The organism is Clostridium neuense (assembly GCF_045310695.1).
In the GTDB taxonomy this organism is placed as follows: domain Bacteria; phylum Bacillota; class Clostridia; order Clostridiales; family Clostridiaceae; genus Clostridium_S; species Clostridium_S neuense.
On record NZ_JBJIAA010000001.1, the window covers coordinates 204810 to 230467 of the forward strand.

Annotated in this window: 24 protein-coding genes; 5 read left to right on the forward strand and 19 right to left on the reverse strand. The window is 30.5% G+C overall.

What is annotated here, in order from left to right; genetic code table 11:
- Positions 1–76: 76 nt before the first annotated feature.
- The 11 genes from ACJDT4_RS00920 to ACJDT4_RS00970 form a co-directional block, all read right to left on the reverse strand.
- Positions 77–760, reverse strand: coding sequence for a cysteine hydrolase family protein (locus tag ACJDT4_RS00920; protein ID WP_406785645.1), 684 nt, complete (start codon positions 758–760; stop codon positions 77–79).
- 3 nt (positions 761–763) lie between these two features.
- Positions 764–1558 (reverse strand): energy-coupling factor ABC transporter ATP-binding protein, encoded by a 795-nt coding sequence (locus tag ACJDT4_RS00925; RefSeq protein ID WP_406785646.1) that lies wholly within the window; start codon positions 1556–1558, stop codon positions 764–766.
- Positions 1551–2396: an energy-coupling factor ABC transporter ATP-binding protein gene (locus ACJDT4_RS00930; protein WP_406785647.1), complete on the reverse strand. Its 846-nt coding sequence runs from the start codon at positions 2394–2396 to the stop codon at positions 1551–1553. Before ACJDT4_RS00930 ends, ACJDT4_RS00925 begins: the two co-directional genes overlap by 8 nt.
- The gene (locus ACJDT4_RS00935) at positions 2384–3160 is read right to left on the reverse strand and encodes an energy-coupling factor transporter transmembrane component T family protein (protein ID WP_406785648.1); all 777 of its coding nucleotides are present in this window, start codon (positions 3158–3160) and stop codon (positions 2384–2386) included. Before ACJDT4_RS00935 ends, ACJDT4_RS00930 begins: the two co-directional genes overlap by 13 nt.
- Positions 3161–3361: 201 nt before the next feature.
- Positions 3362–3964, reverse strand: coding sequence for an ECF transporter S component (locus ACJDT4_RS00940; RefSeq protein ID WP_406785649.1), 603 nt, complete (start codon positions 3962–3964; stop codon positions 3362–3364).
- 309 nt (positions 3965–4273) lie between these two features.
- Positions 4274–4912 carry a hypothetical protein gene (locus ACJDT4_RS00945; RefSeq protein ID WP_406785650.1) on the reverse strand — a complete coding sequence of 213 codons (639 nt, stop codon included), beginning with the start codon at positions 4910–4912 and terminating at the stop codon, positions 4274–4276.
- Positions 4909–5595 carry a hypothetical protein gene (locus ACJDT4_RS00950; protein WP_406785651.1) on the reverse strand — a complete coding sequence of 229 codons (687 nt, stop codon included), beginning with the start codon at positions 5593–5595 and terminating at the stop codon, positions 4909–4911. Before ACJDT4_RS00950 ends, ACJDT4_RS00945 begins: the two co-directional genes overlap by 4 nt.
- 21 nt (positions 5596–5616) lie before the next feature.
- On the reverse strand, positions 5617–6483 hold the full coding sequence (locus ACJDT4_RS00955) for an ABC transporter ATP-binding protein (RefSeq protein WP_406785652.1): 867 nt from the start codon (positions 6481–6483) through the stop codon (positions 5617–5619).
- 2 nt (positions 6484–6485) lie between these two features.
- The gene (locus tag ACJDT4_RS00960) at positions 6486–6854 is read right to left on the reverse strand and encodes a GntR family transcriptional regulator (protein ID WP_406785653.1); all 369 of its coding nucleotides are present in this window, start codon (positions 6852–6854) and stop codon (positions 6486–6488) included.
- Between the two features lie 168 nt (positions 6855–7022).
- Positions 7023–7886 (reverse strand): MBL fold metallo-hydrolase, encoded by an 864-nt coding sequence (locus ACJDT4_RS00965; protein WP_406785654.1) that lies wholly within the window; start codon positions 7884–7886, stop codon positions 7023–7025.
- Positions 7887–7898: 12 nt separating this feature from the next.
- Entirely contained in the window at positions 7899–8732 is an 834-nt protein-coding gene (locus ACJDT4_RS00970) for a methyl-accepting chemotaxis protein (RefSeq protein WP_406785655.1), read from the reverse strand.
- Between the two features lie 237 nt (positions 8733–8969).
- On the opposite strand from ACJDT4_RS00970, the gene ACJDT4_RS00975 reads away from it, so the two are divergent.
- From ACJDT4_RS00975 to ACJDT4_RS00990, 4 genes are all read left to right on the forward strand, one after another.
- A complete protein-coding gene (locus tag ACJDT4_RS00975) occupies positions 8970–10400 on the forward strand; it encodes an anion permease (protein ID WP_406785656.1) in 1431 nt (476 codons plus the stop codon).
- A 21-nt stretch (positions 10401–10421) separates the two neighbouring features.
- Positions 10422–12059, forward strand: coding sequence for an NAD-dependent malic enzyme (locus ACJDT4_RS00980; RefSeq protein WP_406785657.1), 1638 nt, complete (start codon positions 10422–10424; stop codon positions 12057–12059).
- A 501-nt stretch (positions 12060–12560) separates the two neighbouring features.
- Positions 12561–15527 carry a diguanylate cyclase gene (locus ACJDT4_RS00985; RefSeq protein ID WP_406785658.1) on the forward strand — a complete coding sequence of 989 codons (2967 nt, stop codon included), beginning with the start codon at positions 12561–12563 and terminating at the stop codon, positions 15525–15527.
- A 67-nt stretch (positions 15528–15594) separates the two neighbouring features.
- On the forward strand, positions 15595–16470 hold the full coding sequence (locus ACJDT4_RS00990; protein ID WP_406785659.1) for a LysR family transcriptional regulator: 876 nt from the start codon (positions 15595–15597) through the stop codon (positions 16468–16470).
- A gap of 329 nt (positions 16471–16799) precedes the next feature.
- On the opposite strand, the gene ACJDT4_RS00995 is transcribed toward ACJDT4_RS00990, so the two are convergent.
- From ACJDT4_RS00995 to ACJDT4_RS01030, 8 genes are all read right to left on the reverse strand, one after another.
- The gene (locus ACJDT4_RS00995) at positions 16800–17678 is read right to left on the reverse strand and encodes a metallophosphoesterase (protein WP_406785660.1); all 879 of its coding nucleotides are present in this window, start codon (positions 17676–17678) and stop codon (positions 16800–16802) included.
- Positions 17679–17753: 75 nt separating this feature from the next.
- Positions 17754–18527: an alpha/beta hydrolase gene (locus tag ACJDT4_RS01000; RefSeq protein WP_406785661.1), complete on the reverse strand. Its 774-nt coding sequence runs from the start codon at positions 18525–18527 to the stop codon at positions 17754–17756.
- A gap of 274 nt (positions 18528–18801) precedes the next feature.
- On the reverse strand, positions 18802–19908 hold the full coding sequence (gene buk / locus ACJDT4_RS01005) for a butyrate kinase (RefSeq protein ID WP_406785662.1): 1107 nt from the start codon (positions 19906–19908) through the stop codon (positions 18802–18804).
- A gap of 241 nt (positions 19909–20149) precedes the next feature.
- Positions 20150–20737, reverse strand: a complete 588-nt coding sequence (gene rbr, locus ACJDT4_RS01010; RefSeq protein WP_406785663.1) for a rubrerythrin — start codon at positions 20735–20737, stop codon at positions 20150–20152.
- A 70-nt stretch (positions 20738–20807) separates the two neighbouring features.
- Complete coding sequence (locus tag ACJDT4_RS01015) at positions 20808–22190, reverse strand: radical SAM/SPASM domain-containing protein (RefSeq protein WP_406785664.1); 1383 nt, start codon at positions 22188–22190, stop codon at positions 20808–20810.
- Between the two features lie 274 nt (positions 22191–22464).
- The gene (locus tag ACJDT4_RS01020; protein WP_406785665.1) at positions 22465–23283 is read right to left on the reverse strand and encodes a MerR family transcriptional regulator; all 819 of its coding nucleotides are present in this window, start codon (positions 23281–23283) and stop codon (positions 22465–22467) included.
- A 109-nt stretch (positions 23284–23392) separates the two neighbouring features.
- Positions 23393–24136 (reverse strand): ABC transporter permease, encoded by a 744-nt coding sequence (locus tag ACJDT4_RS01025; RefSeq protein ID WP_406785666.1) that lies wholly within the window; start codon positions 24134–24136, stop codon positions 23393–23395.
- Positions 24123–24863, reverse strand: a complete 741-nt coding sequence (locus ACJDT4_RS01030; protein WP_406785667.1) for an ABC transporter ATP-binding protein — start codon at positions 24861–24863, stop codon at positions 24123–24125. Before ACJDT4_RS01030 ends, ACJDT4_RS01025 begins: the two co-directional genes overlap by 14 nt.
- Before the next feature lie 127 nt (positions 24864–24990).
- On the opposite strand from ACJDT4_RS01030, the gene ACJDT4_RS01035 reads away from it, so the two are divergent.
- On the forward strand, positions 24991–25434 hold the full coding sequence (locus tag ACJDT4_RS01035) for a MarR family transcriptional regulator (protein WP_406785668.1): 444 nt from the start codon (positions 24991–24993) through the stop codon (positions 25432–25434).
- The last annotated feature ends 224 nt before the right edge of the window (positions 25435–25658 follow it).

The window sequence follows — 25658 nt, forward strand, 5'->3', positions numbered from 1 at the left end:
CCTTCTTCTAATTATAAAATATATATAATGAGTATACATTAAATTACTTTTTTAGTAAATCAATCACATTTCTTGATTACCCTTCAATATCCTCAACAACTTCTATTCCATTCATTCTCATATTATAAAGTGCAAATAAATTCATTAACTGAGCATCATGATTAGTTATATCTAAGTCATAGGTTTCAACGCCTTTAATAGGTATTATTATTCTTGAATTTATATTGTTTTCATTGAAAAATGTTTTTTGAGTAAGACAATAATTTAAAACGCATATATCCGTAACATCTCCAAGAACTATTATATTTGTTTTATTCCTATTGATTTTAAGCCACTTTGAGTAATCCTCACATAAAAAACCATTTACACTATTCTTAAAACAAACTGTGCTGTTTCCATCTAGAAATGGCTTTAATTCATCTACTATTTCACTTTCACTGGTGTTTTCTATGCAGTGCTCCAAATAAGAATTAAATTCAGCTGAAGCTTTAGTATGCCTATCTACAAAAAATATTTTATGGTATTCTTTAAAGTACTCATTAATTTTAACTGCATAAGGTATTATTTTTCCAACTAAATCTGAACTTAAATTGCCTTCCTTACAAAAACCATTTATTATATCCACATTTACTACTACAGTATCCTCTTGTTTAAAATCACTTACCTTTAATGTTGGCAAATTTTCAAACGATTCTATTATGTTTAGTAAAAAGCCTTTTGACTTTTCTATAAACTTATCCTTATCAAATATTTTTTCCATATCTCATATCTCCTTTTCTAAAAATTCTTCTATAGATAAAAAAGTTTCCTTAAAACCCATCTTATTACATAGCTCAGTCACATGGGGCAGTTCGAGATATGCTTTTTCAAGTACCTCCTTATTTGAAAACACTTCACGTGTTGTTCCATCAAGGAGTACTTTACCCTCTGCAAAAACTACAGTTCTCTCAAAGTTTTCTGCCACAAAATCCATATCATGAATTATTGTAATTACTAATTTGCCTTTTTCTTTAAGGCTTTTAATTATATTTTTAATTTTTTGTTTTCCTTCATAGTCCTGTGCTATTGTAGGCTCATCAAATATTATAATATCTGTATCCATAGCTATTACAGAAGCAATACTTATTAATTTTCTTTCAGCTAAACTAAGATCATAAGGATTTTTATAAGTTTCATTAGATAATCCAACTTCCTCAAGAGCTAGCATTGAATTTTTTTCGGCATCAGTCCTACTTTTACCTATATTTAAAGGTCCAAACATAACTTCGTCTATAACCTTATTCTTAAATATTTGATCATCTGGATTTTGAAAAACCATTCCAATTGATTTAGAAAGCTTAGCTGGACTTACAGACTTTGTATTTACTCCATTTATAATTATATCACCGCTTTTAGGCTTTAGCAGTCCTTTAAGCAGCTTAACAAATGTTGTTTTTCCCGCACCATTTTGCCCAATTATTGCCGTTGATTTTTTATCAAAGGTTAAATTTAATCCCTTTAATATTTCTTCCTCTTTATCATAATAAAAATGTAATTCTTTAATTTCTATGCTATTCATTATAATTCACCACCAGTTTATATGCCTCCTCTAAGGTTACTGGATACAAGCCTGTTTCGTCATTTTTTAATTTTAGTCCTTTGCATATCTTAGTGTAAACAGGTGCTGTAACTCCATGCTTTTCCAGGTCATCTCTTGAGAAAACTTTTTCTGGAATATCAAAATCTATTATCTTCCCTTCACTTAGAAGCATTATTTTGGAAGCATACTGTGCAATTTTTTCCATTTTGTGGTCAACCATTATTACGGTTTTTCCTTCTTCACTCAATTTTTGAATTGCCTTATAAACTTCTTCTGAACCCTGAGGATCAAGCTGTGAGGTTGGTTCATCTAATATTATTATTTCTGGATTCATAGAAATAACACTAGCTATTGCTACTCTCTGCATTTGACCACCAGATAATTCAAAAGGACTTCTATCCTTATATTTATATATATCAAGTAATTTAAGTGAATAATCTATTCTCTCTATCATTTCACCTCTAGGAACGCCTAGATTTTCAAGTCCAAAAGAAATTTCTTCATATACTGAGAGCTTAGAGCCTGTAATTTGCGTAAATGGATTCTGAAAAACTAAGCCAACCTTTTTAACAACATCACTTATCTTACTATTGAAAATTTCCATGTTACAGACCGTCACCTTGCCGCCATAAGCTCCTTTATAAAAATGTGGAACCAAACCTATTAATGCTTGACATAGTGTAGACTTTCCTGATGAGTTTCTTCCTATTATTCCAATAAACTCTCCCTTTTTAACCTTAAAGCTTATATCATTTAATGCTAATGTATCCGTCAAAGGGTACTTGTACTTTAAATTTTCCACAACTATCTCTTCCATATAAATATCCTCCAAATAATAGCTGCTGCAAATATAATTACTATCGCTAATCTTACAAATTTGCTGCCATAAGAAAATTCTTCTTCATTTAAAAAAGTTTTCTTTACCTTTGAATCAAAAGCTCTAACCTCTAATGCCATAGATCTTTCTCTAGTACTTGTTAAAGAATTCATAGTAGCAGGAGCTATGAGCGGCAAAAATGCTTTAAGCCTAACTATAATATTTCCCTCTGTCTCCATCCCTCTTGATCTTTGGGCATCTGTAATTTTGCTCATAGTTGAGGTCATTTGTGGTATTAATTGAAGTACAGAACTTAAAACATATCCTATTTTAGGTGATAATCCCCTTCGTACAAATGCTTCAATCAAATCAGAGGGCTTTGTAGTAAGTATAAGTATAGAAACAGAACTTAATATATTTAAAACACGAAGGCAAATTTCAAAAGCATAGCTTAGTCCTTCTTTATAAAAAACTAAGCTACCAAGCTTAAATAATTCAGTTTTATTTCCTGCCCTAAATAATCCCTGAATTACAATAACTGAAACTAAAACAATAAAGCTAAAACCTATAATAGGTACAACCCTTTTTAAAACCTTGCCCATGCATAAAATCATTAAAGTTAAGAAAAGAAAAACTATTGAAATGATTTTGCTCGGAAGAATGATAGGCACTGCAATTACTAAAATTATATATAACACCTTAGTGATTGGATCAATTTTGTGTATTGCAGTGTCTTTTTTTTCGTATAAACTTAATGTTTTCAAAACAATCACCCCTTTAGGCAGAGTAGAGAGTAAAGAGCAGAGAGTAGAGTGAAGGATGATTTTTCTCCGCTACGCTTTAAAAAATCTTAATCACCAACACATGGTGCTCAGTGAAGCTGATAATTTATAATTTCTAAGATTTACCTAAGTGAAACGAAAGGTAAATCAACCTTCACTCTACTCTCTACTCCCTACTCTGTTTTAAAGTTTTTCTATTCTTTCGTCTCCCCTAAACAATATAATCAGCTTTTCAGGAAGTCCTTTAAATATTAAGTACGCAATAACTACTGTTGATATTTTATCTGGAAAGTCCACAACAAATTCATCAATAAATGAAGCTATCCACATTGGAAAGTGCTTTGCTATTAAAGAAGCATAAACTGCATCTCCCCATACGTTGCCTGTTTGTCCACCCCAAAATCCAATATTTATAGGCGTAGACACTACAGTTGATACTACTGAAGCAATAATTCCAAGCAGCACTGCCCTTCCAACATTCTTAACCCAGCCTTTATATGCTAGTATACCTACGACAAGACCGATTGCAACACTTGTAAGTCCATATATAAAACTTACCGGTGATATTGTCAGCCCATAAATTATATTGTTAATTGCACCGCATATAGCGCCAACAATTGGACCAGAAAGCATACCTGCAAGTATTGTACCTATTGAATCAAGCCAAAGTGGAAGCTTTAAAAATTCTGCAAAAGCCTTTCCTACATAATTAATGCCAACACCTGCTGGTATTAATACCAATGCTGCTGTTGATAGTTTTAAACTCCACATATTCTTTTTACTCATATTGTCTCCTCCAAATTTTTATATGTATATACACCTGTTTACTATAATAGCAAATTTTTTTACTGTTGTATATACAATGATTAATAAAATGTGGATTAACAGAAATGAATATATAGCTTCTTCATAGGACATGGTAAATTTATTAAATTAAATAAAAACATCATTAACGGCTGGAGACAAAAAACTTCCTCCCTAAGATTATCTTATTAGACATGGTAATTTAATTAGCAAATCTGCAATTAAAAGTATATTGTTCACCTTTGAAACTTTAGAATAAACTCGTGCAGTAAGCTTTATATCGATCTCGTTTTAATCATCCAAAGCCGCACATGAGTATGCTATTAAATTAAGTAATACGCTAATTACTGCGCCACATAAGATTATGTAGCTAGAATTATTATGAAATGTATTTTTTACAAATTCTAAAAATATAAAATGATACTTTGAAATAGCACATAAGGTTAAAATAAATACTGAAGCAAAAAAAGCTAGTATAATATGCAGCCTTAATATCAAAACTTTAATAAAACTAATAAATCCAACCGTAACTAATAATACAAATAATGTATCAGCAAAATTTTGCATGTCACTGTTTTTATCTTTCATTACTGCATATTTAATTACGGCTATTAGTAATATATATACAATTCCTAAAACATTATTAATTATAATTGGTACTAAGCTATTAATTTGCTTTGAAATAACTGTAGTTTTTATGAACCTTCTATTTAACCCCACTTCCAAATCATTTCCAAAGAAACAAGCTAATAACAATATCAAAGCAAAATCTAAAAACAGTATTGGCATCATATAAAGTTTCGACGATAATTTTTCAACAAAAAATATTCCAGGATACGATAATAAGGCAGCTACTATAATATTAAACATGCAGTATAAAATTTTTTTGTAGCTTAGATATACCTTTGTAGAGCGTATTATAGTATTCATTGCACCATCCACCTCTTTTTTATAATCCTAAATACAATTGCATATATTACGCTCAAATAAATAGCTGTTAATATAAAAGTAATTATAATTATACTAGATGAACTAATGACAGTTGATAAATTCTTACCTTGAAAACAATTAGAAGTAGCTCCGAAGCCAATCATACCACAGGTAATCATTGAGGTAACAACATCTACCTTTGTCCCGTTCTTAAAACAATATGCTAATATTTGATGCACACCTAACAAAAAAAGTCCTATCACAATTCCATAAAAAATTTGATATTCATTATAGAAAGTTTTTATTTTTAAAATCATAAAAATTGCCTTTAAAAATACAAAATAAATTAAGTAATAAGCTAAGCCTTCTAAAATGCTAATTATCATCATCATTTTTAACTTTCCGTATGAATTTTTTATACTCCTAATAAATTTTCCGTATCCACTATTATTCCTTACCCAAAGCTCATAACTACCAGATGTAATATTTGAAACCATAACTATAGCAATTACATATATCCCTCGTATAGCAATGTTAGTATATCCCGCAATGTTAGTATATCCCGCAATTTTCATTATTCCTATAAAAATAAATGTGATAAAAATGCCCATAACAAATAAAATAAGTCTTAATTTAAACCCAATATTATAACATTTATATGCCTTAACAATTTCTTCAATCATATTAGTCCTCCTCACATGAATTTAAACATCAAATTCTTTTGACTTTAGAAGCATTACAATTATTTGCTGAAGAGATGGCATCTCTACTGCTGCATCAAATTTTTCTGCTATTTTATTTGCATCACTTGACAATACTATCCCATCAAAGCCTAATGAAGTAAGTCTAATTTCCTTAAAATATTGTTTTATTTCATCAACATTTTTACTATTTCCAGAAACAACTGAATATTTTTCTTTTAAGTCATCAACAAATCCCTTCTCTATTATCCTTCCATTTTTCATAACTATTACATAGTCAGTGGCATACTCCATATCTGCAATGTTATGTGTTGAAAAAAATATAGTTTTATTTCCATCCATAACATATTCTCTAAACAAATCACAAAGCTCATCTCTCATCAATGGATCAAGCGGCGAGGCTGGTTCATCTAGCACTAAAAGTTCTGTACTTCTTGCAAGTTGAGCTGCAAGCATAAGACGCATTTGAGTTCCCTTTGACATTTGAGCAATTTCCTTTTTTAAATTAATTTCAAACTTATTTACCAACTCATAAAATTTATCTCTATTAAAATTATCAAAACCAGCTTCCATAGCAGTTACAACATTTTTTATTTTCCAGTGAGGATAAAAGTAATTACTATCTGAAACGTAACCTATTTTGTCTTTAACCTCATTTTCTTCTGAAGAATCATATTTGTTAAAATACTCGATGCTTCCACCATTCCTTTTTTGAAGCCCCACAATTAAATCAATAAGTGTCGTTTTACCAGCGCCATTTGCTCCAACTAATCCTACAGTACAACCTTTAGGCAATTCAAAAGAAATATCATTAAGTTTAAATTCTTTAAAGTTTTTATCTAAATTTTTCACCTTTAATATGGTCTCCATATCTATTCCACCTCCATTAATTTCTTTAAAATATTAACTAGTTCACCTTCAGATATACCTGCTATTTTGCTGCACTCTATTGCATTTAACAGATGCTGCTCTATAAGTCTTAAGTGCTGCTCTTTTATCATCTCATCATTTTGTGCATTAATTAAATACCCTTTTCCCTGCTGAGAAGTTATAAGCCCTTCTTCCTCTAAAATTTGATAAGCTTTCATTGTTGTTATAACGCTTATCCTAAGATCCGCTGCCAGCTGTCTTATGGATGGAAGATATTCTCCTCCTTTAAGTTCTCCTTTGAGTATTTGATCTCTAAGCTGGCTACTTATTTGCTTATATAAGGGTTCCTTTGAATTCTGATATAATTTCATTTTTCCCTCCACTGTTTATGTGTTATATAAACAGTTTATACACTCTTATTATTAATGTCAAGATAAAATTTATAGCGGGGCTGTCACACTAAATCATTAGTGTAACAGCCCCGCTATTTTGCTATATTCACTTGATGCTGCGCCATATGGTGAAAGTGCCTCGATTTCCTAAATTATTTCTTTTACTGTACCAGTTTTATTATAGAAAAAGCCACTGCAGTTTTTACTAATTTCATTAACTGCCTTTTCTCCCGTACAATGTGATAATCCAATTACTTCTATATTAAGGTTGTTTAAACACTCAATGGATTTTTTTATTCTTGAGGAATCTGCTTCAACAAGATGTGATCCTCCTATTATTGCATAAATCTTTTCATTAAAGGCTTCTCCAATAGTACTAATCATATTTAAAAATCCCGGATGGCTGCATCCAAGCAGTATAACTATTCCCTTTGAAGTTTTAACTGCAAGAGCTATTTCATCCTCAAATTGGTCTACAATATATTTATCTCCCACTTTAACTCTCATATTTTCATTGATTTTTTCAATATTATATTTTTTATTAAAATTTGAAAATACAAAAACCTCGTCACTTATTTTTAAAGCATTATTTTTCACAAAATCAATTGTAATTCCTTTATTGCGTATGTAAGCTTCATCAAAATTTATGCCTATATCGTTATAGCCAATACATTTTGAAAAATCACTTTTAAGTGTTCCATCTGAGTAATAATATCTATTACTTTTCTCAAAAAAATATTTACTTACAATAAGCTTAGGTTTTATATCATAATCCTCAAGCAATCTCTTCACTCCACCACAATGATCATAGTGTGCATGACTAAGAACTAAAACATCAATATTTTTCAAATCAACCTTGAGTTTATGTGCATTATCAATAAAATCACCTGTTTTACCTGTATCAAATAAAATATTGCACTCTTTTGTTTCAATAAACATAGCTAACCCATGTTCAGACTTTAATTTTTTGTCATCGTCCTGAACATTTTCAATTAATGTAGTCATTCTCATATAAGTTACCCCCTACATTTTTGAAGCATATTCTTTTAAAATCGATGCTGTTGAATTAAGCTCTTGAATAGTTGCAGTAATCTCTTCAATTTCAGCAGTTTGACTATCAAATATCTCATTTGAATCCGCAAATTTATTGCTTATTTCTCCAATTGAGTTTTGTATGTCATTTAAAATTTCGCTTATTTCTTTTACAGAATCACTACTTGACTTAGATAACTTTCTTATCTCATTTGAAACAACACCAAATCCCTTTCCAAATTCCCCAGCTCTTGCTGATTCTATAGCAGCATTAAGTCCAAGTAAATTTGTTTGTTTGGCTATACTCTCAATAAACTTTAGTACATCATCAGTTTTTGTAGAATTCTCCTTTGTCTTTTGTACAAATTTTTGAATATTAGAATTTGTTTCATATAATTTTTGAAAACCAGAAGACATATCAGTTAAGCTTTTACTTATTTGATCAAGTGAACTTGATAATGTGGATGACATTTCTGAAACTTTCTTTTTCTTTTCTACACTCATCCCTATTACTATTGTTCCAGCTATCTCATCGTTTTCAAAAATAGGTATTCCAATTGTTTTTAACTCTACTCCAAACACTTCTTTGGGAACCATTACAGAAACTTGCTCTTTTCTCTTAAGGCATACATCCGCTGCACATCCTTTTAGAATCTTATCTCCAGTTTTAGCTGCCATCTTTAAATTTTCACTATCTTTTACTAATAAAAATCTCTCTGTATTAGAAATTGTAAAAATCAATTCACTATCAATATAATACTTAAAATACGGTATCATATTATAGAAAGATTGCACAGTTTCATTGTCACTTATTTTATTAATCAATGTAAACACTTCCCCTAAAGTACATATTATTATAATTTTTCCGTTTATAATATATTTCGAATATATTACACTTTCCTTTAAATATGTTTTACACAAAGCCTCTATTTTTTATCTCACTTCAAAATTTATTTATCAAGTTATAAGCAATATTTATGACATGATAAATAAACAATATTTCTCCCACAGAGAACATGGAAGTATAATAAACTTAAACAAAAAAGAAAGGAAGCCTTAAATATGGAAAACGATTGTAAAAAAAGCTTATTTTCTAATATGTACTTGAAACTTTTTATTGCATTTGCTGTTGGCGCTGTAATATGGTTTTTGCCTTGTCCATCTGGTGTTAAACCCTCCGCCTGGCATATGCTCGCAATTTTCATAGGAACAATAGTCGGCTGCATACTAAAGCCTTTACCCATAGGTGCTGTAGCTGTAATTGGATTAACACTATCAACATTTACAAACACCACAAAAATAGATACTGCTCTTTCTGGTTTTAGTGAAAGTAGTATCTGGCTTATAGTTATCGCCTTCTTCATATCAAGAGGTTTTATAAAAACTGGGCTTGGTTCAAGAATAGCCTATCAATTTGTAAAAGCCTTTGGCAAAAAAACTCTAGGTCTTTGCTATTCAATTATATTTTGTGATCTCGTAATAGCTCCTGCAACTCCAAGTAATACAGCAAGGGCTGGTGGAATAATATATCCTATAATAAAATCACTATCAGAAGCATTTGGTTCAAGGCCTGAAGACGGAACAGAAAGAAAAATAGGATCTTTTCTCATATTTTCTGAATTTCATGGAGATGCTATAACTGCTGCCATGTTTTTAACAGCAATGGCTGGAAATCCACTAGCACAAACTCTTGCAAAAGGACTCAATGTTAACATCACCTGGTTTGGGTGGTTTTTAGCTGCTCTGGTTCCTGGAGTTGTATCGCTTATTCTTATACCTTTTATAATATACAAGCTGTACCCACCAGAGGTTAAAGATACACCCAATGCACCAGAAATTGCAAAAACTGCCCTTTCAGAAATGGGTCCACTAAAAAAGCAAGAAAAATTTATGATTTTAGTATTTATTGTAATACTTATCTTATGGGTAACAGGAAGCTTTACTCACATAAATGCTACACTTACAGCTTTAATTGGTCTTTCTCTTTTACTTATTTTTAAAGTAATTGATTGGAACGATGTAAAAAGCGAAAAAGGCGCCTGGGATACTCTTGTATGGTTTTCTGTACTAGTTATGATGGCAAATGAACTAAATAAACTCGGATTAATCAAATGGTTTAGTAGCTTAGTTGCAAATGGTGTTCATGGTTTCAGTTGGCCAATAATATTATTTATTTTACTCCTAGCTTATTTTTATATACATTATATATTTGCAAGTGCAACAGCCCATGTAAGTGCAATGTACTCTGCATTTCTAGGAGTTGCTATAGCTGGAGGTGTTCCTCCTATGCTTGCTGCTTTAACTTTAGGCTTCTTCGGGAACTTATTTTCTTCCACCACACATTATAGCAATGGACCTGCACCTCTTCTTTTTGGTTCAGGTTATGTAAATCAAAATAAATGGTGGAGTTTAAACTTTATTCTTGGTATAGTATACTTTGTAATATGGCTTGGTTTAGGCTCCATATGGTGGAAAATTATTGGATTATATTAAAATTTAAAGGAGTGTTATTGAATGATAAACTTAAAAGGACAAGATTTATTAAGAAATCCGTTTTTAAACAAAGGAACTGCTTTTACAGAAGAAGAAAGAGAAAGATATGGTCTTACAGGTCTTCTTCCAAGTACAGTAAGGACAATTGAAGAGCAGGAACAAGTTGTATATGAAAGAACAAAAGCCTTTGAAGACAATCTTGAAAAACACAATTATCTTATGAATTTATTTGATATAAATAGAACTCTTTTTTACTATGTAGTTGGAAAACATGTTACAGAATTTCTTCCAATAATTTATACTCCAACCATAGGAGATGCAGTTATAAATTATTCTAAAAATTATGAAACTCCAAAGGATGCTGTATTTTTATCCATTGACCACCCTGAAAACATAAAAAAATCCATTGAAGCAGGATTAAAAGATCTTGATGAAATTAAACTTATTGTTGTTACAGATGGTGAAGGCGTTCTTGGAATTGGAGACTGGGGAGTTCAAGGTGTTGACATTTCAATAGGAAAACTTGCAGTGTACACTGTTGCAGCAGGGGTTAATCCAAGAAATGTTCTTCCTGTAGTAATAGATGCTGGAACAAACAATGAAAAACTTTTAAATGATCCATTATACCTTGGAAATAAACATAAAAGGGTCACAGGTGAAAAATATGATAACTTTATAGATGAATTCGTAAAAATATCCACAGAGCTTTTCCCTGAAGTTCTAATGCACTGGGAGGATTTCGGACGTGGAAATGCCAGCAGAATATTAGAAAAATACAGATCAAAGATTTGTACTTTCAATGATGATATTCAAGGTACAGGTGTAATGATGGTATCTGCTATGAACGCCATTGCAGAGGTTACAAAAATCCCTGTAAAAGACCACAAAATATTAGTATTTGGCGGTGGTACTGCTGGAATTGGAATCTCAGATCAAATACTTCTTGAAAAAGTTAGAACTGGTAAAGCTGAAGAAGAAGCAATAAAAGATTTTTATATCATAGATAGATTCGGACTTGTTACCGAGGATATGAAAGACTTAACAGAAGGTCAAAAGAAATATGCTAGAAAAAAGGGTGAATTTGAAAAGCCATTAACTGATATTGCTGACATCGTAGCAGCAGTAAAGCCTACAGTTCTTATTGGCTGCTCTGGTGTTCATGGTGCATTTTCAGAAGCCGCAGTAAGAAAAATGGCTGAATTAAATGAAAGACCTGCTATTATGCCTATTTCAAATCCTACAAGACTTGCAGAAGCGACTGCAAAGGATCTTATAGAATGGACTGACGGAAAAGCCTTAGTAGTAACTGGAAGCCCTTCTGCCCCTGTTGAATATAAAGGTGTCACTTATAAAATAGGTCAAGCAAACAATGCTTTACTTTACCCTGGTCTTGGTCTTGGAATAATAGTTGCAAAAGCAAAAACAGTTTCAGATGCAATGCTTTCTGCTGCTGCACATGGAATTGCGACACTTCAAGATCTTTCAAAACCTGGTGCCTCAATACTTCCACCTGTTGCAAGACTTAAAGAAGCTTCAAAGTTAGTTGCAACAGCAGTTGTAGAAGCAGCTGTTAAAGATGGATTAAATAGAGCTGATATTAAGGACGCTAAGAAAGCTGTTGAAAAAGAAATCTGGGAAGCTAAATATACTGCGAAGTAACACTGCTTCGTCACATACACATAAGCGGGGTTTGGGCGTAAGCCCAAGCCCCGTGTATGTTTACTCGCTATCGCTCAAACAAATTGAAATATCTAAGCATTTTACAATTTTTGAGCCAAGATTTATTAGAATTTTTTTAAATCGTTGCTTCAGCATTGTTACTTCACAACTTCCATTTTATCAGTATACATTCCATATATAATCCTTCCTCCTATTGAAAATTCTAAATCAAGCTTTTCAAGAATTCTCTCTTGTTTATTAAATAAATATTCCCCTCTTTATTCCAGTAATTTTTTCATATCATAAATGCTAAGCAATACTTGATTACAGTCTCCAAATTTTAATGGCAACATAAAATTAAATTTTTTTAACAAAATCATATCCTACAAACAGTATTGACCTTTCATTATTTTTATGCGACAATTTTTTCATGTAAATATTAGTAAAAGCTAGATTAGAACCGGATTAATTTTCACCACAAAAATTTTAAAGGAGAAAATAATGAATACATACATAAAAAATTTCAAGAAAATTTTATGTTTTGCTGCAATTATGTTTATAATTCTCCCATTATGCAGCTGCAGTAAAAAAGCTGCTCATAAAAGCTTAACTGCAAATAATGGTATAATGAATTTAAAAGATTGGAATTTTGACGTTGATGGAAGTATTAATCTTGATGGTAAATGGCAATTTTACTGGAATAAACTTTTATCACCACAAGATTTAAAAAATGCTTCTATTAAAGCTACTGGTTATTATCCAGTGCCCATGTATTGGACTAAATATGAAGGACTAAATTTACCTGCAAAAGGTTTTGCAACTTATAGATTAAAAATAAAAACTAATGGCAAACTGGAAAGTTTAGGTATAAAGGCTCCCGAAATATATACAGAATTTAAGATCTGGATAAACGGCAAGCTTATTGATGAGCATGGAAGTTTTACCGATGGAAAAGTTAAATTTCTTAATCCTAAAACCTATTCCTTTGCCAGTAATACAGATTCTATTGATATTGTAATTCAAATAAAAAATTATTCTCATGGAAATGGTGGAATCGGACAAAGTTTTATACTAGGTAGCAGTGACCAAATATATAAGCAAAGATATTATGCAATAATAAAAGAAATGGTTCTAATAGGTATATGCTGCTTTGCGGGTCTCTATCATTTAATATTATTTTTATTTAGAAAAAAAGAAAAAAATCTCTTATTTTTTGGATTCTTCTGCTTAGCTATAGCCCTAAGGACAATTCTTACAGGCGAAACTGCTATTATGGAATTTTTCCCAAACTTACAATTTTCATTAACCTCAAGAATATCAACAATTTCTGTGACTATTTGTATGTTAACCTTTATAACTTTTACTTATTATCAATTTAAAGAAGAGTCTCCAAAACTTTTAACGAAAATAGTTTTAATTTTAAACGTCACATATTCCGTAATTATAGTATTTTCCCCAACTTTCGTGTATTCATATATGTTTCAATACTACTTTTTTATAATACTTGCAAGTGCTATTTTAATTGTATATATAGCATTTAAATGTGCTCTAAAGGGAAGCCTTACTGCAATTATATTCTCTATTGGTGTAAGTTTTCTAATCATTGCAGGTATAAATGATATGCTATATTATCTTCAAATAATAGAAACTGGATATTATGTTGCTTTTGGTTTTGTATTATTTATATTAGCACAATCTATGCTGCTTTCAATAGGCTTTGCTAATGACTATAACGTTATAAAAAATCTTTCTCAGAGATTGCAAATACTAGATAAATTAAAAGATGATTTTCTTGCAAATACCTCACATGAGCTTCGTACTCCACTAAATGGAATAATAGGTATAAGTGAATCATTAATCGATGGGGTAACTGGAACACTTCCATCTAAAACAATAGAAAACTTAAAGTTAGTTGTGTCAAGTGGTAAAAGATTATCATCCTTAATTAACGATATATTGGATTATTCAAAATTAAAAAACAACGATATAATAATAAAAAACCAAGAGGTTGATTTCAAACAGCTTGTTTCCGTTGTAACTACAATAATAAAATCCACAAATTCAGCCAATAAACTTTTATTTATTGATGAAATACCAAATAATTTACCTTTGGTACAAGGTGATGAAGATAGGTTACAGCAAATTATGTACAATATTTTAGGCAATTCAGTAAAATTCACAAAAGAAGGATATATAAAAATAACTGCTGAAGAAAAAAGCGCCTTTATACAAATATGCGTAGAAGACACAGGCATTGGAATACCTAATGATAAGCTTGAAGATATTTTTAAACCTTTTGAGCAAGTTGAAGAATCCTCGCAAAGAGAATTTGGAGGTACAGGGCTAGGGCTCTCAATTACAAAGAAAATGATTGAACTTCACGGCGGAAACATATGGATAGAATCAGAAGTAGGTAAAGGTTCAAAGTTTTATTTTACATTAAAAAAAGCTTTAAATACTTCCAAAAATCATCCTCTTGATAGTAACCTATTTAATATCATGAATGCTTCTGAAAATGAATTAACTGCAATGAAAGGCAAGACTTCTCTTTCATCAGCTGATCTAGAAAATAACAGTTCTTTTAAACTTCTTGTAGTTGATGATGAAAAAATTAATTTGCAAGTTATCACTAATATATTAACTATCCAAAATTATACTATAAATATAGCAACAAATGGACTAACAGCACTTGAGTTAATAAAAAATAATTCTTATGACTTAATACTTTTAGATATAATGATGCCTAAAATGTCTGGATATGAAGTATGTAAGAGAATCAGAAAAAATAACACTATATATGAACTTCCAGTAATAATGTTGACAGCAAAAAATCAACCAGAAGATATAACTGCAGCCTTTAACCTTGGGGCAAATGATTATATTATAAAACCTTTTGATAAAAATGAACTTCTTTCTAGAATAAAGACACAGTTAACTTTAAAAAATGCTGTCAAAACTGCTATCAATAATGCATATTTCGCTAATATAGATGGATTAACTGGTTTAAATAACAGAAGATGTTTATATGAACTTGCAGAAAAAGAATTTATTGCTTCTAAAACTAATGCTTCTTCTCTTTCAGTTGTAATGTTGGATATAGACTTTTTCAAACAATTTAATGATACCTATGGACATGATATTGGAGACATAGTATTAAAAGATGTAGCTTCAGTTATAAAAAAATCACTTAAAGATTACTATATTGCTGGAAGATATGGTGGAGAAGAATTTATAATTATACTTACAAATACTAAACTTGGGCAAGCTGTAATTTATGCTGAAAATCTAAGAATTGCAATTGAAAATATGAAAATTAATATAAAAAATCAAAAATATATTAACTGTACAATAAGCCTTGGAGTAGCTTCCATCAATTCAAATTGCAAAAATATTGATGATCTAATTAAGTCAGCCGATATAATGCTTTATAATGCAAAAGAAAGTGGTAGAAATATGGTGTGCAGCTAAACATTTAAGCTCATTATAAATCAGCTATTTAATTTATTGCAAACTTAATATACAAGGAGTTGTAACTATGAACCTAAGGGATTTAGAATACTTTAATTGCCTGTGCAAGACAAAAAACTTCACAGAAACAGCAAAACTTCTATATGTTTCACAGCCATCTGTAACCATGGCTTTACATAGACTTGAAAAGGAATTAAATACAAAACTTATTATAAGAGATCACTCATTAACTAAATTTTCACTAACTGAAGCTGGAAAAATTCTTGAAAAACATGCTGCAAATATATTAAGTGAACTAAATGAAACAAAATTTGAAATCTCTAAAGCAGCTGGACGCAAAATAAAATTAGGAGTTCCACCTATAATAGGTGCTTACTTTTTTCCTCCCTTAATGGAGCTTTTAGTAAAAAGTGGAGTTGCTGAAAATATAGAACTTGTAGAAACAGGATCGGCTGCTATGAAAAAACTTGTATTATCCGACGAAGTTGATATGGCTCTCATAGGATCTCTTGCCCCTATAAAATCTAGAGAAATAAACGCTGCTATTTTAAAAACAGATGAGTTTATGGTTTGCATGAGTAAAAATCACATAATTCCTAAAAAAGAAAAACTTGATTTTAAAGATATAGAAAATGAAAAATTTATTGTTTTAGGAGATTCTTATATACATAACGAGGTTCTTAAAAATCTTTTTTTAAAAAACGGAACTCCCCCAAATAATTTTTATTCTACAGATGAAATACAAACAGCTAAATCTCTTATAAGTTCTGGTCTTGGAATAGGAATAATGATAAATATGGCTGTAAAAAACCTTGACAGCATAAAAAGAGTTCCACTAAAGGAATCAATACTTTTTTACATATCACTTGTACTAAAGAAAAATCATTATATGACTTCAGATGAAACAAAAATCAAAAATATTCTTCTTCAAACCCATATTTAGCTATTAATTATGGGTTTTTATTTTTAGTTGTTGTGAATATCCGTATATTTGATTCATTTCAGCCTCAAGTATATTTTCTAGAACATCTTTGACTAATCTTGGGATCAGTCCACTTTTACCCATAACATCATTGATAATTTTAGATTTTTTTATTTCTGTTTTGTAATCAAAATCTTAATCAGTTAGTTTCATGATAAATATTCCTTCTATATTTTATAGTATATTATTATAAAACTACCAACCTATTATAAAAAAACAGTAACTAGTTTTGTATTTACATAAAACTAGCTACTGTCCCCCCTATTTTTAGGGATATTTTCTTACACTTATCACACTTCATATTTTCTTGTACTATATAGCGTTATTACAGAAAGCTCAGGCCTATTAAAAAGTCTTATGCCAAAATTTCCTCTTCCAAGTCCCCTGTTCACATTCATAAAATTATCATACTCTTTGTATATTCCCTCGTAATACTTAGGAAAGAGCGTATATTCTGGAGAAAAAATACCTCCTAAAAGAGGCAGTTTTACCATTCCACCATGCACATGACCTGTAAGCGTAAGGTCTGCTCCCCATTTAGAGTATGTACTAAAAAAAACAGGATTATGAGTAAGCAATAAGTTATAAGCATTTTTATCACATTTTCCAATTAATTCTTCCATATCCTTAACACTAAAATTTATACTTCTAGAGGCCTTATTTCTAAAATCTCTATAATACTTTAAATCAGTATACATTCCATATAAATTTATACTTTGTTTTCCCATGCTTATACTAATGTTTTTATTATTTATTATGCTTACATTTTTTTCTTTTATTTCCTTAAGCATGTTGTTAAACTCATCTGGATTTCTTGCTATTACATTTTGTTCATGATTTCCAATCACATAATATATTTTGTATTTAACTGTAAGCTTATTGACTATACTTATAAATGATGAATAATCAAAATCATTATTTACCATATCACCTGTAATTACTATAATATTAGGTTCAACTGCTTCAACCTTATTTATTAAGTCTATATTTTCTTTTCCAAAACTTTTGCTGTGAAGATCTGAAATTTGTAATATTTTAAATCCGTTAAATTCCTTTGGTATCTTAGATGAATGTATTTTATAATTTAATACCTCTATTAAGTTATTATCTATATATACTTTAAAAATAGCCATGCATATAAAAATCACAAATACAAGTTTTATTATCATTTTTCACCAAAACTATCTTTCTAAATTTGATATATTAAAAGATAGTATATCATTTTTAAACTTTCAATACAAATATTAGCGTTTTAGCTTTTCATCAAAATACCTAACTACCTCATCAATTATTTGTTTTTCCCATTTATTATTCTCAAATGTGTGATTTGCATCTTCTATAACCTTGAGTTCTGAATTATCCTTATAAATATCCATATATCTCTTTGAAGTACTAAAAGGCACTACTTCATCAGCCTTACTGTGTATTATCCTCGAACTCTTATTATATTTAGAAGCCCTTTTAAATATATCTATATCTTTTATATCCTCCATAAAATTCTTTCCAAGCAAGAAGCCTTGTATATCAAAGCAACCTTCTTTAATATATTCTTCATATCTATCTCCAATAAATACTTCCTTTACAATTTCCTCCATGTTACCTGCTGGTGCTAATAAACACAAGGTATTAATTTCATCCTTCCTATCTCCCGCTATTATACTGGCAATAGCTCCTCCCATACTATAGCCAAATATACCTATCTTATCTTTATCTATAAACTCAAGATTTTTTACATAATCTAAAATAACATTTGCATCATTAATTTCATTTGTAAGAGTCATATCACTAAATTCTCCATCGCTCTCACCACTACCTATAAAATCAAATCTAACACTTGCAATACCACACTTTTCTAGAATTCTAGATAATCTAACAAATGCAAAATGAGGCCCCATTTTATTTCCGCCAAATCCATGATAAATAACAACTATAGGTATGTTTCCTTCTACTTTTTCTGGTATATGAAGCATGCCCCTTAAAGTTAATTCTCCGCTTTTTACTTCAACCGATCTCTGCATTTTTAATGCCCCCTTTTATTTCAAAGTATTTCAATATATTTAGTATATATTAATACATTATTTTTTTCAATAAAAGAAAACATTATCACACCAAATAAAAAATTTATAATCAATTCTTTACTTTGCTGGCATGCTTTGTATTTGTGGCGTTGCTAAGAGAGTTGTTTTTTGGAGTTCTAGAAGGATAATGGGCTTTCGCCCAAACCCCGTGGCTTTACTTTGCTGGCATGCTTTGTATATGCGGCGTTGCTTAAGAGAGTTGTTTTTTGGAGTTCTAGAAGGATAATGGGCTTTCGCCCAAACCCCGTGTAGGATTGTATTCTTTTACTGATTCTTTGCCTTCTAGGACATCGAGGGCACCTTCGGCAAGGGCTAGCATTTCATCCTCTCCTGGATATACCACTACTGGAGCTATAAATGAAACTTTTTTTGATATGAAATTAATTATTGGTTTTCCATATGCCATACCACCAGTTAATATTATAGCATCTACCTTTCCATCAAGAACTACTGCGGCTGCTCCTATATCCTTTGCTACTTGATATCCCATTGCTTCTTCAACTTTTTGGGCTTTTTCATCGCCATTAATAGCAGCTTTCTCTACTTCAAGTGCATTATTGGTACCAAGGTATGCAACAAAACCTCCCTTGCCAGTTATTTTTTTTAGCATTTCATCTTTTGTATATTTTCCACTAAAACACATTCTAACTAAATCTCCAGCTGGCAGCCCTCCACTTCTTTCAGGTGAAAAAGCTCCTTCTCCATCAAGAGCATTATTAACATCAACTATTCGTCCATCTCTGTGAGCACCTACAGATATACCTCCACCCATATGGGCAACTATTATTCTTAAGCTTTCATAGTCCTTTCCAGTTTCTTTTGCATATCTCTTTCCAACTGCCTTTTGGTTTAATGCATGAAATATGCTTTTTCTTTGAATTTCGGGTATTCCTGAATATCTTGCAATATCATCCATTTCATCTACTACTACAGGATCTACTATGTACGCTGGAATATTTAACTTACTTACAATTCCATCCGCAATTATTCCTCCAAGATTAGATGCATGTTGCCCTTGAACTCCAATTCTTAAATCTTCAAGCATCCTTTCATTAATTTTATAAGTTCCACCTACTATAGGCTTTAGAAGTCCTCCTCTTGCTACAACAGCATCAAATTTATTTATATCAATATCTTTTTCCTTTAATACCTTTAGTATTACATTTTCTCTAAATTCAAATTGATCACATACATTTTTATATTTTTGTAATTCACCAGTAGAGTGTCTTAAAGTTTCAACCAAAATTTCTTCTCTATTATTAAATACCGCAATTTTAGTTGAAGTTGACCCCGGATTAATAACTAATACTCTAAAATTCAAAATGAATCCCTCCAATTTCGCTTCTGTAAACGTTTAATTATACAACAAAATATATGACTTAATTTCCATTTATTATTAATATATCCATATAAATTTTTATTATACGGATGTTGATTAAGCTAGAAATAAAAAAGATGACTCCTGTTCAATACAGAAATCATCTTCTTAATGTTAGTATAGACTTTTTTAAATTGTCCTTGACAAAGGGTACATTTTAAACCTTTCAGATCTTTCTATTTAATTAATACTTTTCAGTTAAAATTTCAAAATAGCTTTGAGGATGTAAACAAGCTGGACACACTTTCGGAGCTGATTCTCCCTCATATATATATCCACAATTACTACATATCCATAATTCCTTTTTATCTTTTTTAAAAACACTGTTATTTTCAATATTTTCAACTAATTTTTTATATCTTTCCTCATGATGTTTTTCGACTGTAGCTATAAGTTCAAATGCTGCTGCAACACTCTGAAAACCTTCTTCTTTTGCAGTTTTTGCAAATTTAGGATACAATTCAGTCCATTCTTCATTTTCACCACTAGCAGCTGCTATAAGATTTGCTTTTGTATCACCTAAAGCTACGGGATAACCACCATCATTTATTGTTACAGCTTCCCCATTTAAATCTTCAACTAAAAATTTAAAAAATCGTTTAGCATGCTCCTTTTCATTCTCAGCAGTTTCAATAAAAATATTAGCAATTTGAACATACCCTTCTTTTTTTGCAACAGATGCATAAAATGTATACCTATTTCTAGCCTGTGATTCCCCTGCAAATGCCTTCATTAAATTTTCACATGTTTTAGTGCCTTTTAATGTATTCATTACAAATCACTCCTTATAATTAAATCTTAAGTATACTTTCTACATTTTTTGTATTATTCCTTTAAAAATTTTACCCTTTTGCAAAATCGTCATTTCCTTTCTCATTAAAAACTTCCTTCCATGCTTTTTCGGCATAAGGTATGAACTCATTTGCGCTATTGGTTATCTTTTCATGAAACTCCTTATCATTTAGCATTTTCTCTGCACCATAATCATCAGGCTTAGCTCCTGTCTCCTTGCATACATTAAGTATTACATCGGTATTATCTATCATCATACAAGGCCTTAGCATATTTTTATTATATGGTTGAATTGATCTTAATTTTTTAAAGAAAGGGTCTCTAAAAGCATCAATAAGATGCCTTCCTTTTAAATTAACTGTAGAAAAATGAGAAAATATACATGGTTCAACATCTTCTTTACAATTAACATGAAAATAATATTTGCCAGCTATACAACCTCCAACATATGGTGCATCGTTAAAGAAGTCAATTGTGAAATACGGTTTTGAAGCCCTTATTTCTCGTGACCTCTTACCAAGAAAATCCCTTTGTTCTGCTGTAAGCATCATATCAAAATCATTATCTTCACCATTTACAGGCATAAACAAAAAATACCAGCTCATTTTTGAGCCTTTTTCAATAAGCATATCTGTAAATTCATCACTCAATACAGTATCTATATTAGTCCTTGTTACAGCCGAAGATACTCCAAATAAAATACCTCTCTCATGAAGCAAATCCATAGCTTTTATAACCTTTTTGTATGTTCCTTTGCCTCTACGATCATCTGTATCCTTCTCAAAACCTTCAATTGAAAGCATAGGTATGACATTTCCGCATTTTTTAAGCCTGTCTGCTATTTTATCATTCAAAAGAAGACCACTAGTAAACGGCGTAAACATCACATCATCATACTTTTCATATAAATCAAGCAAATAATCATTAAAGAAAGGTTCTCCACCAAGAATTATAATATAATAAATTCCAAGATCCCTTGCCTCTCCTATTATTCTGTCGACTTCTTCAGGTGGTATATCATCTTTTTTGCTAAAACTTGACGCATAGCATCCCTTACAATGAAGTGGACATCGCATCGATGGGCTTATCAGCATAACAAATGGTATTTTAGTATTTTCCTTTTCCATATACTTATTTTTTTTAGGTTCTGCATACCAATTAGCATTAGCAAAAAAGTTAGTAAAAAATTTTTTCAAACACTTTTTATCAGTATTCTTTAAAATATCTTGAATATAATCATGTTTTGTTTTATCTTCTTCATAGTATTTATAGACATATTCAATTTGCTCTATTGCCACTTTATCTTTTGTTAAAAAACGAACTGCTTTAAATATCTTATCTACGTTTTCCTCTGGATTCTTATCAAGATATCCGACAACCTTATTTACGATAGCTTGCTTGGCTGCCTTTTCTAAACTATTCTTGATTTCCATAAATAATTCCCTCCTAATAAAATTTAATAATCTATAATTTCATAAATTATTATCTATTTAAAACTTAATTAGAGCGATTATTTATGCCAATTATACTGTATGCTCTGTATTACATATATATCCAAATAAATCATATAAAATTCGTGTATATAGAAATTCCTTAAATAAAAAATATTGCGAAATAAAAGTATTTTTTAACTTCAACACTTTTACTTCGCTTACAATAAACTTTATTATTTTTCATTTCTAACATTTCAAGTCTAGCAGCTAGTACTTAGAATTTAGGTAATTTTATAGGAACTTGAATTTCAGTTAACCATTCCTCTTCACTCTTTTTATTCCATATACCATCAATATATGACTCTCTTATACTACCTATGACCTCATAATTATTTTCTTCTATCCATTTAAGTACAAAAGCGTATGTCTCTCTAAAGTTATCATAGCTACCTTTATGAAGTATACACACTGCATTTTCTATACAATCAATTTCTTTAAATTTTACTATTTTACTGTCTTCCTTTTTAGAAATTACTCTTTCACATACTTCTACATCTATATTTTCTTCCTTATATTCTCCATCATGATAAATTGTAAAACAATAATTGGGCTCAAATCTTTCACATTGAAGCCTATTTAATTCCTTTTCCATAATATTACTACTAATGTAAAACAACTCATCATATTTGCTTATAGTTTTTCTTATAGATGCAACTATAATTTTAGGTATATCTTTTATAATAGGTGTATACTTAAAGTCACTTTCTTTCTGTGAGAACTTATAAAAATTCTTTATTTGCGCTAATTTCATTTCTTCATTTTCTATGTTTCTTTTTATTTCTTTGGCCTTTAGTTTTAAAAACAAATTTAAAGTTGCTTTATTATCAATAACTTCTTTTATATCTTGAAGCGAAAGCCCCATTTGCTTAAGTGCTAATATCTCGTGAAGCTTTGGAAGCTGCGCCGTAGTATAGTACCTATATCCAGTAAGTTCATCTACATGCTCTGGCTTAAGAAGTCCTATTTCATCATAGTGTCTTAAAGTTTTAGTCGTTATTCTATTTATTTTTGAAAACATACCTATTGTATACAATAGACACACCCCTTTCAGTGCACAATTCTTGTAAAAAGCAGAGTATAGATTAGAGTCAAAGCGACAGCGGAGAAAAATGATCCTTCACTGTACTCTGTGCTCTGTTTCTTCATTCCCACCTAAAAGTTTTTATTGATACCGCTGTACATAAAATTGCCACAACCATTATAAACACAATCGAAAACATAACATTATTTACTGGCTTTCCCAGTGAAATTCCTTTTAATATTTTTATACCTTGAGTAAGCGGTAGTATATTTGAAACTTTTTGAACACTCTCCGGAAATATCTCATATGGAACTGTAGCACCCGATAAAAGCAGCATTGGAAAATAACATAAATTGCATGCTAAATTTGCTATTTTCATATTAGGCGATAAACTAGCAATGAGTATTCCTATACTATAAACTGATATTGCAACTAAGGCAAATGCTAGTATAAATTGAACTGCTGATCCTAACATCGTATATGAAAAGGCAAACTTACATACTAAGAAAACTCCTAAAGCCGAAATGGAAGCAATTATAAAACATATTAGCACTTCAACAGATATTATTTGCACTGGGCTAACTGGTGTGACTTTAAACCATTTTAATATCTTTTTATTTCTATAATCCGAAATAATTATTGGAATTCCCATAAGTCCCGTCGCACAAATTCCTACAGCAATAACTCCTGCAAAGGATGCTTGCATCATAGTGTAATGTGCCCCTCTAAAAGCTGGTTTGTTTCCGTATATTACTCCTATTAAAGCTGCAACTGCCATTGGAAAAATTATTCCAAAGAAAATGCTCTCTGTGCAGCGTAATTCTAGCTTAAATTCTACTTTAAACATAGTTTTAAATGCTTTCATATTCTAATTCCTCCTCACCTGTATAATATAAATAAGCATCCTCAAGCCTTTCTTTCCCACTGCTTTTTATTACATTTTCAACAGTATTTGAGATAACCATATTTCCATCTTTTAAAATACAAATCCTATCACACAAATATTCAACCTCATCCATATAATGAGAAGTTAAAAAAATCGATATCCCTTTATTCTTTAGTTTTTTTAAATACCCCCATATGTCCCTTCTAGCTTTAACATCTAACCCCGTTGTAAGTTCATCTAAAAACACAATCTCTGGATTTGGAATAAGTGCAAGTAAAACAGATAACTTCTGCTTTTGTCCTCCAGATAAATCAGAAACAAAGTTATTTCTTTTATCATAAAGCTTAAAATCTTTTAAAATATTTTTATAGTCAGCTGGATTTTCATAAAGTGCCCCTGTCATTTCACATATTTCTTTAACTTTTATTTTGTCTTGATAATTAGATTCTTGAAGCTGAACTCCTACTTTTTGAAAAAGCTTTTTTCTATCCCTTGCTGGATTCATTTGAAGAAGACTTATTTTCCCACCCTCAAACTTTTTAGTTCCAAGAATGCACTCACTGGTGGTAGACTTTCCAGCACCGTTATGTCCAAGAAGTCCAAAAATTTCTCCACGTGCTACCTTTAGACTTAAATTATTTACAGCAGTAAAATCACCGTACTTCTTAGTTAGATTAGATACCTCTAATACAATATCATTTGCCATTTTATCAACTCCTCTTGTAAAAGTCTAAGGCTTACCCTAAGGGCAAAGTCAATAGCAAATATATTTTAGTTGCTAAAACATATTGACATTTTTGTTTAGCTGCTATAAAATAATTTTGGTGATGAAAATGAACAAAGAACTAGAAATCATAGAAAAAGCTGAACGTATATTAAATATTATGAATCAAAGCAATAAAAAGCCTAAAGACTATGGAACTGGTGATGTTCTTTACCATTCCGAAATTCATACTATTGAAGCAATATACAATCATAAAAATGTCAATGCAAGCGAACTTTCAAGCATTTTAGGCATAACCAATGGTGCTGTTAGTCAAGTTACAAATAAGCTTATAAAAAAGGGACTAATTGAACAATACCAAAGCCCCGACAATAAAAAAGATGTTTTTTATAAACTTACTAAGCAAGGTGAAAAAGTAAATACAATGCATAATGAATATCATAAAAAACTTTACAACAAAATACACCAATATTTCAGTACTTCAAGCGAAAATGACATTAAAGCCATAAATAACTTTTTAGATTGGACTATATTAAATTGGCCAAAGGACTAGCAAAAACTTGTAGGTAACAACTTAGAACCTAAAAATTCTAAATTAAAAGTTTTTAATGTACTATAAAAATTCACGTTCAAAATTCCGTAGATACGAAGGAATTTTTTCCTTGCACTACTGTGGAAGTGAAATAACAATGCTGAAGGAACGATTTAAATAAATTCTAATAAATCTTGGTTCAAAAATTGTAAAATACTTAGATATTTCAATCTGTCTGAGCGTAT

What these genes read in the sequence shown, in the direction of transcription:
- ACJDT4_RS01015 (WP_406785664.1), bottom strand. Translation starts at nt 22,190, where the DNA reads ATGGAAATCAAGAATAGTTTAGAAAAGGCAGCCAAGCAAGCTATCGTA.
- ACJDT4_RS01035 (WP_406785668.1), top strand. Translation starts at nt 24,991, where the DNA reads ATGAACAAAGAACTAGAAATCATAGAAAAAGCTGAACGTATATTAAAT.
- ACJDT4_RS00990 (WP_406785659.1), top strand. Translation starts at nt 15,595, where the DNA reads ATGAACCTAAGGGATTTAGAATACTTTAATTGCCTGTGCAAGACAAAA.
- ACJDT4_RS00975 (WP_406785656.1), top strand. Translation starts at nt 8,970, where the DNA reads ATGGAAAACGATTGTAAAAAAAGCTTATTTTCTAATATGTACTTGAAA.
- ACJDT4_RS01025 (WP_406785666.1), bottom strand. Translation starts at nt 24,136, where the DNA reads ATGAAAGCATTTAAAACTATGTTTAAAGTAGAATTTAAGCTAGAATTA.
- ACJDT4_RS01000 (WP_406785661.1), bottom strand. Translation starts at nt 18,527, where the DNA reads ATGCAGAGATCGGTTGAAGTAAAAAGCGGAGAATTAACTTTAAGGGGC.
- ACJDT4_RS00940 (WP_406785649.1), bottom strand. Translation starts at nt 3,964, where the DNA reads ATGAGTAAAAAGAATATGTGGAGTTTAAAACTATCAACAGCAGCATTG.
- ACJDT4_RS00945 (WP_406785650.1), bottom strand. Translation starts at nt 4,912, where the DNA reads ATGAATACTATAATACGCTCTACAAAGGTATATCTAAGCTACAAAAAA.
- ACJDT4_RS00930 (WP_406785647.1), bottom strand. Translation starts at nt 2,396, where the DNA reads ATGGAAGAGATAGTTGTGGAAAATTTAAAGTACAAGTACCCTTTGACG.
- ACJDT4_RS00985 (WP_406785658.1), top strand. Translation starts at nt 12,561, where the DNA reads ATGAATACATACATAAAAAATTTCAAGAAAATTTTATGTTTTGCTGCA.
- ACJDT4_RS00925 (WP_406785646.1), bottom strand. Translation starts at nt 1,558, where the DNA reads ATGAATAGCATAGAAATTAAAGAATTACATTTTTATTATGATAAAGAG.
- ACJDT4_RS00955 (WP_406785652.1), bottom strand. Translation starts at nt 6,483, where the DNA reads ATGGAGACCATATTAAAGGTGAAAAATTTAGATAAAAACTTTAAAGAA.
- ACJDT4_RS00960 (WP_406785653.1), bottom strand. Translation starts at nt 6,854, where the DNA reads ATGAAATTATATCAGAATTCAAAGGAACCCTTATATAAGCAAATAAGT.
- ACJDT4_RS01030 (WP_406785667.1), bottom strand. Translation starts at nt 24,863, where the DNA reads ATGGCAAATGATATTGTATTAGAGGTATCTAATCTAACTAAGAAGTAC.
- ACJDT4_RS00965 (WP_406785654.1), bottom strand. Translation starts at nt 7,886, where the DNA reads ATGAGAATGACTACATTAATTGAAAATGTTCAGGACGATGACAAAAAA.
- rbr (WP_406785663.1), bottom strand. Translation starts at nt 20,737, where the DNA reads ATGAATACATTAAAAGGCACTAAAACATGTGAAAATTTAATGAAGGCA.
- ACJDT4_RS00995 (WP_406785660.1), bottom strand. Translation starts at nt 17,678, where the DNA reads ATGATAATAAAACTTGTATTTGTGATTTTTATATGCATGGCTATTTTT.
- ACJDT4_RS00920 (WP_406785645.1), bottom strand. Translation starts at nt 760, where the DNA reads ATGGAAAAAATATTTGATAAGGATAAGTTTATAGAAAAGTCAAAAGGC.
- ACJDT4_RS00950 (WP_406785651.1), bottom strand. Translation starts at nt 5,595, where the DNA reads ATGATTGAAGAAATTGTTAAGGCATATAAATGTTATAATATTGGGTTT.
- ACJDT4_RS00980 (WP_406785657.1), top strand. Translation starts at nt 10,422, where the DNA reads ATGATAAACTTAAAAGGACAAGATTTATTAAGAAATCCGTTTTTAAAC.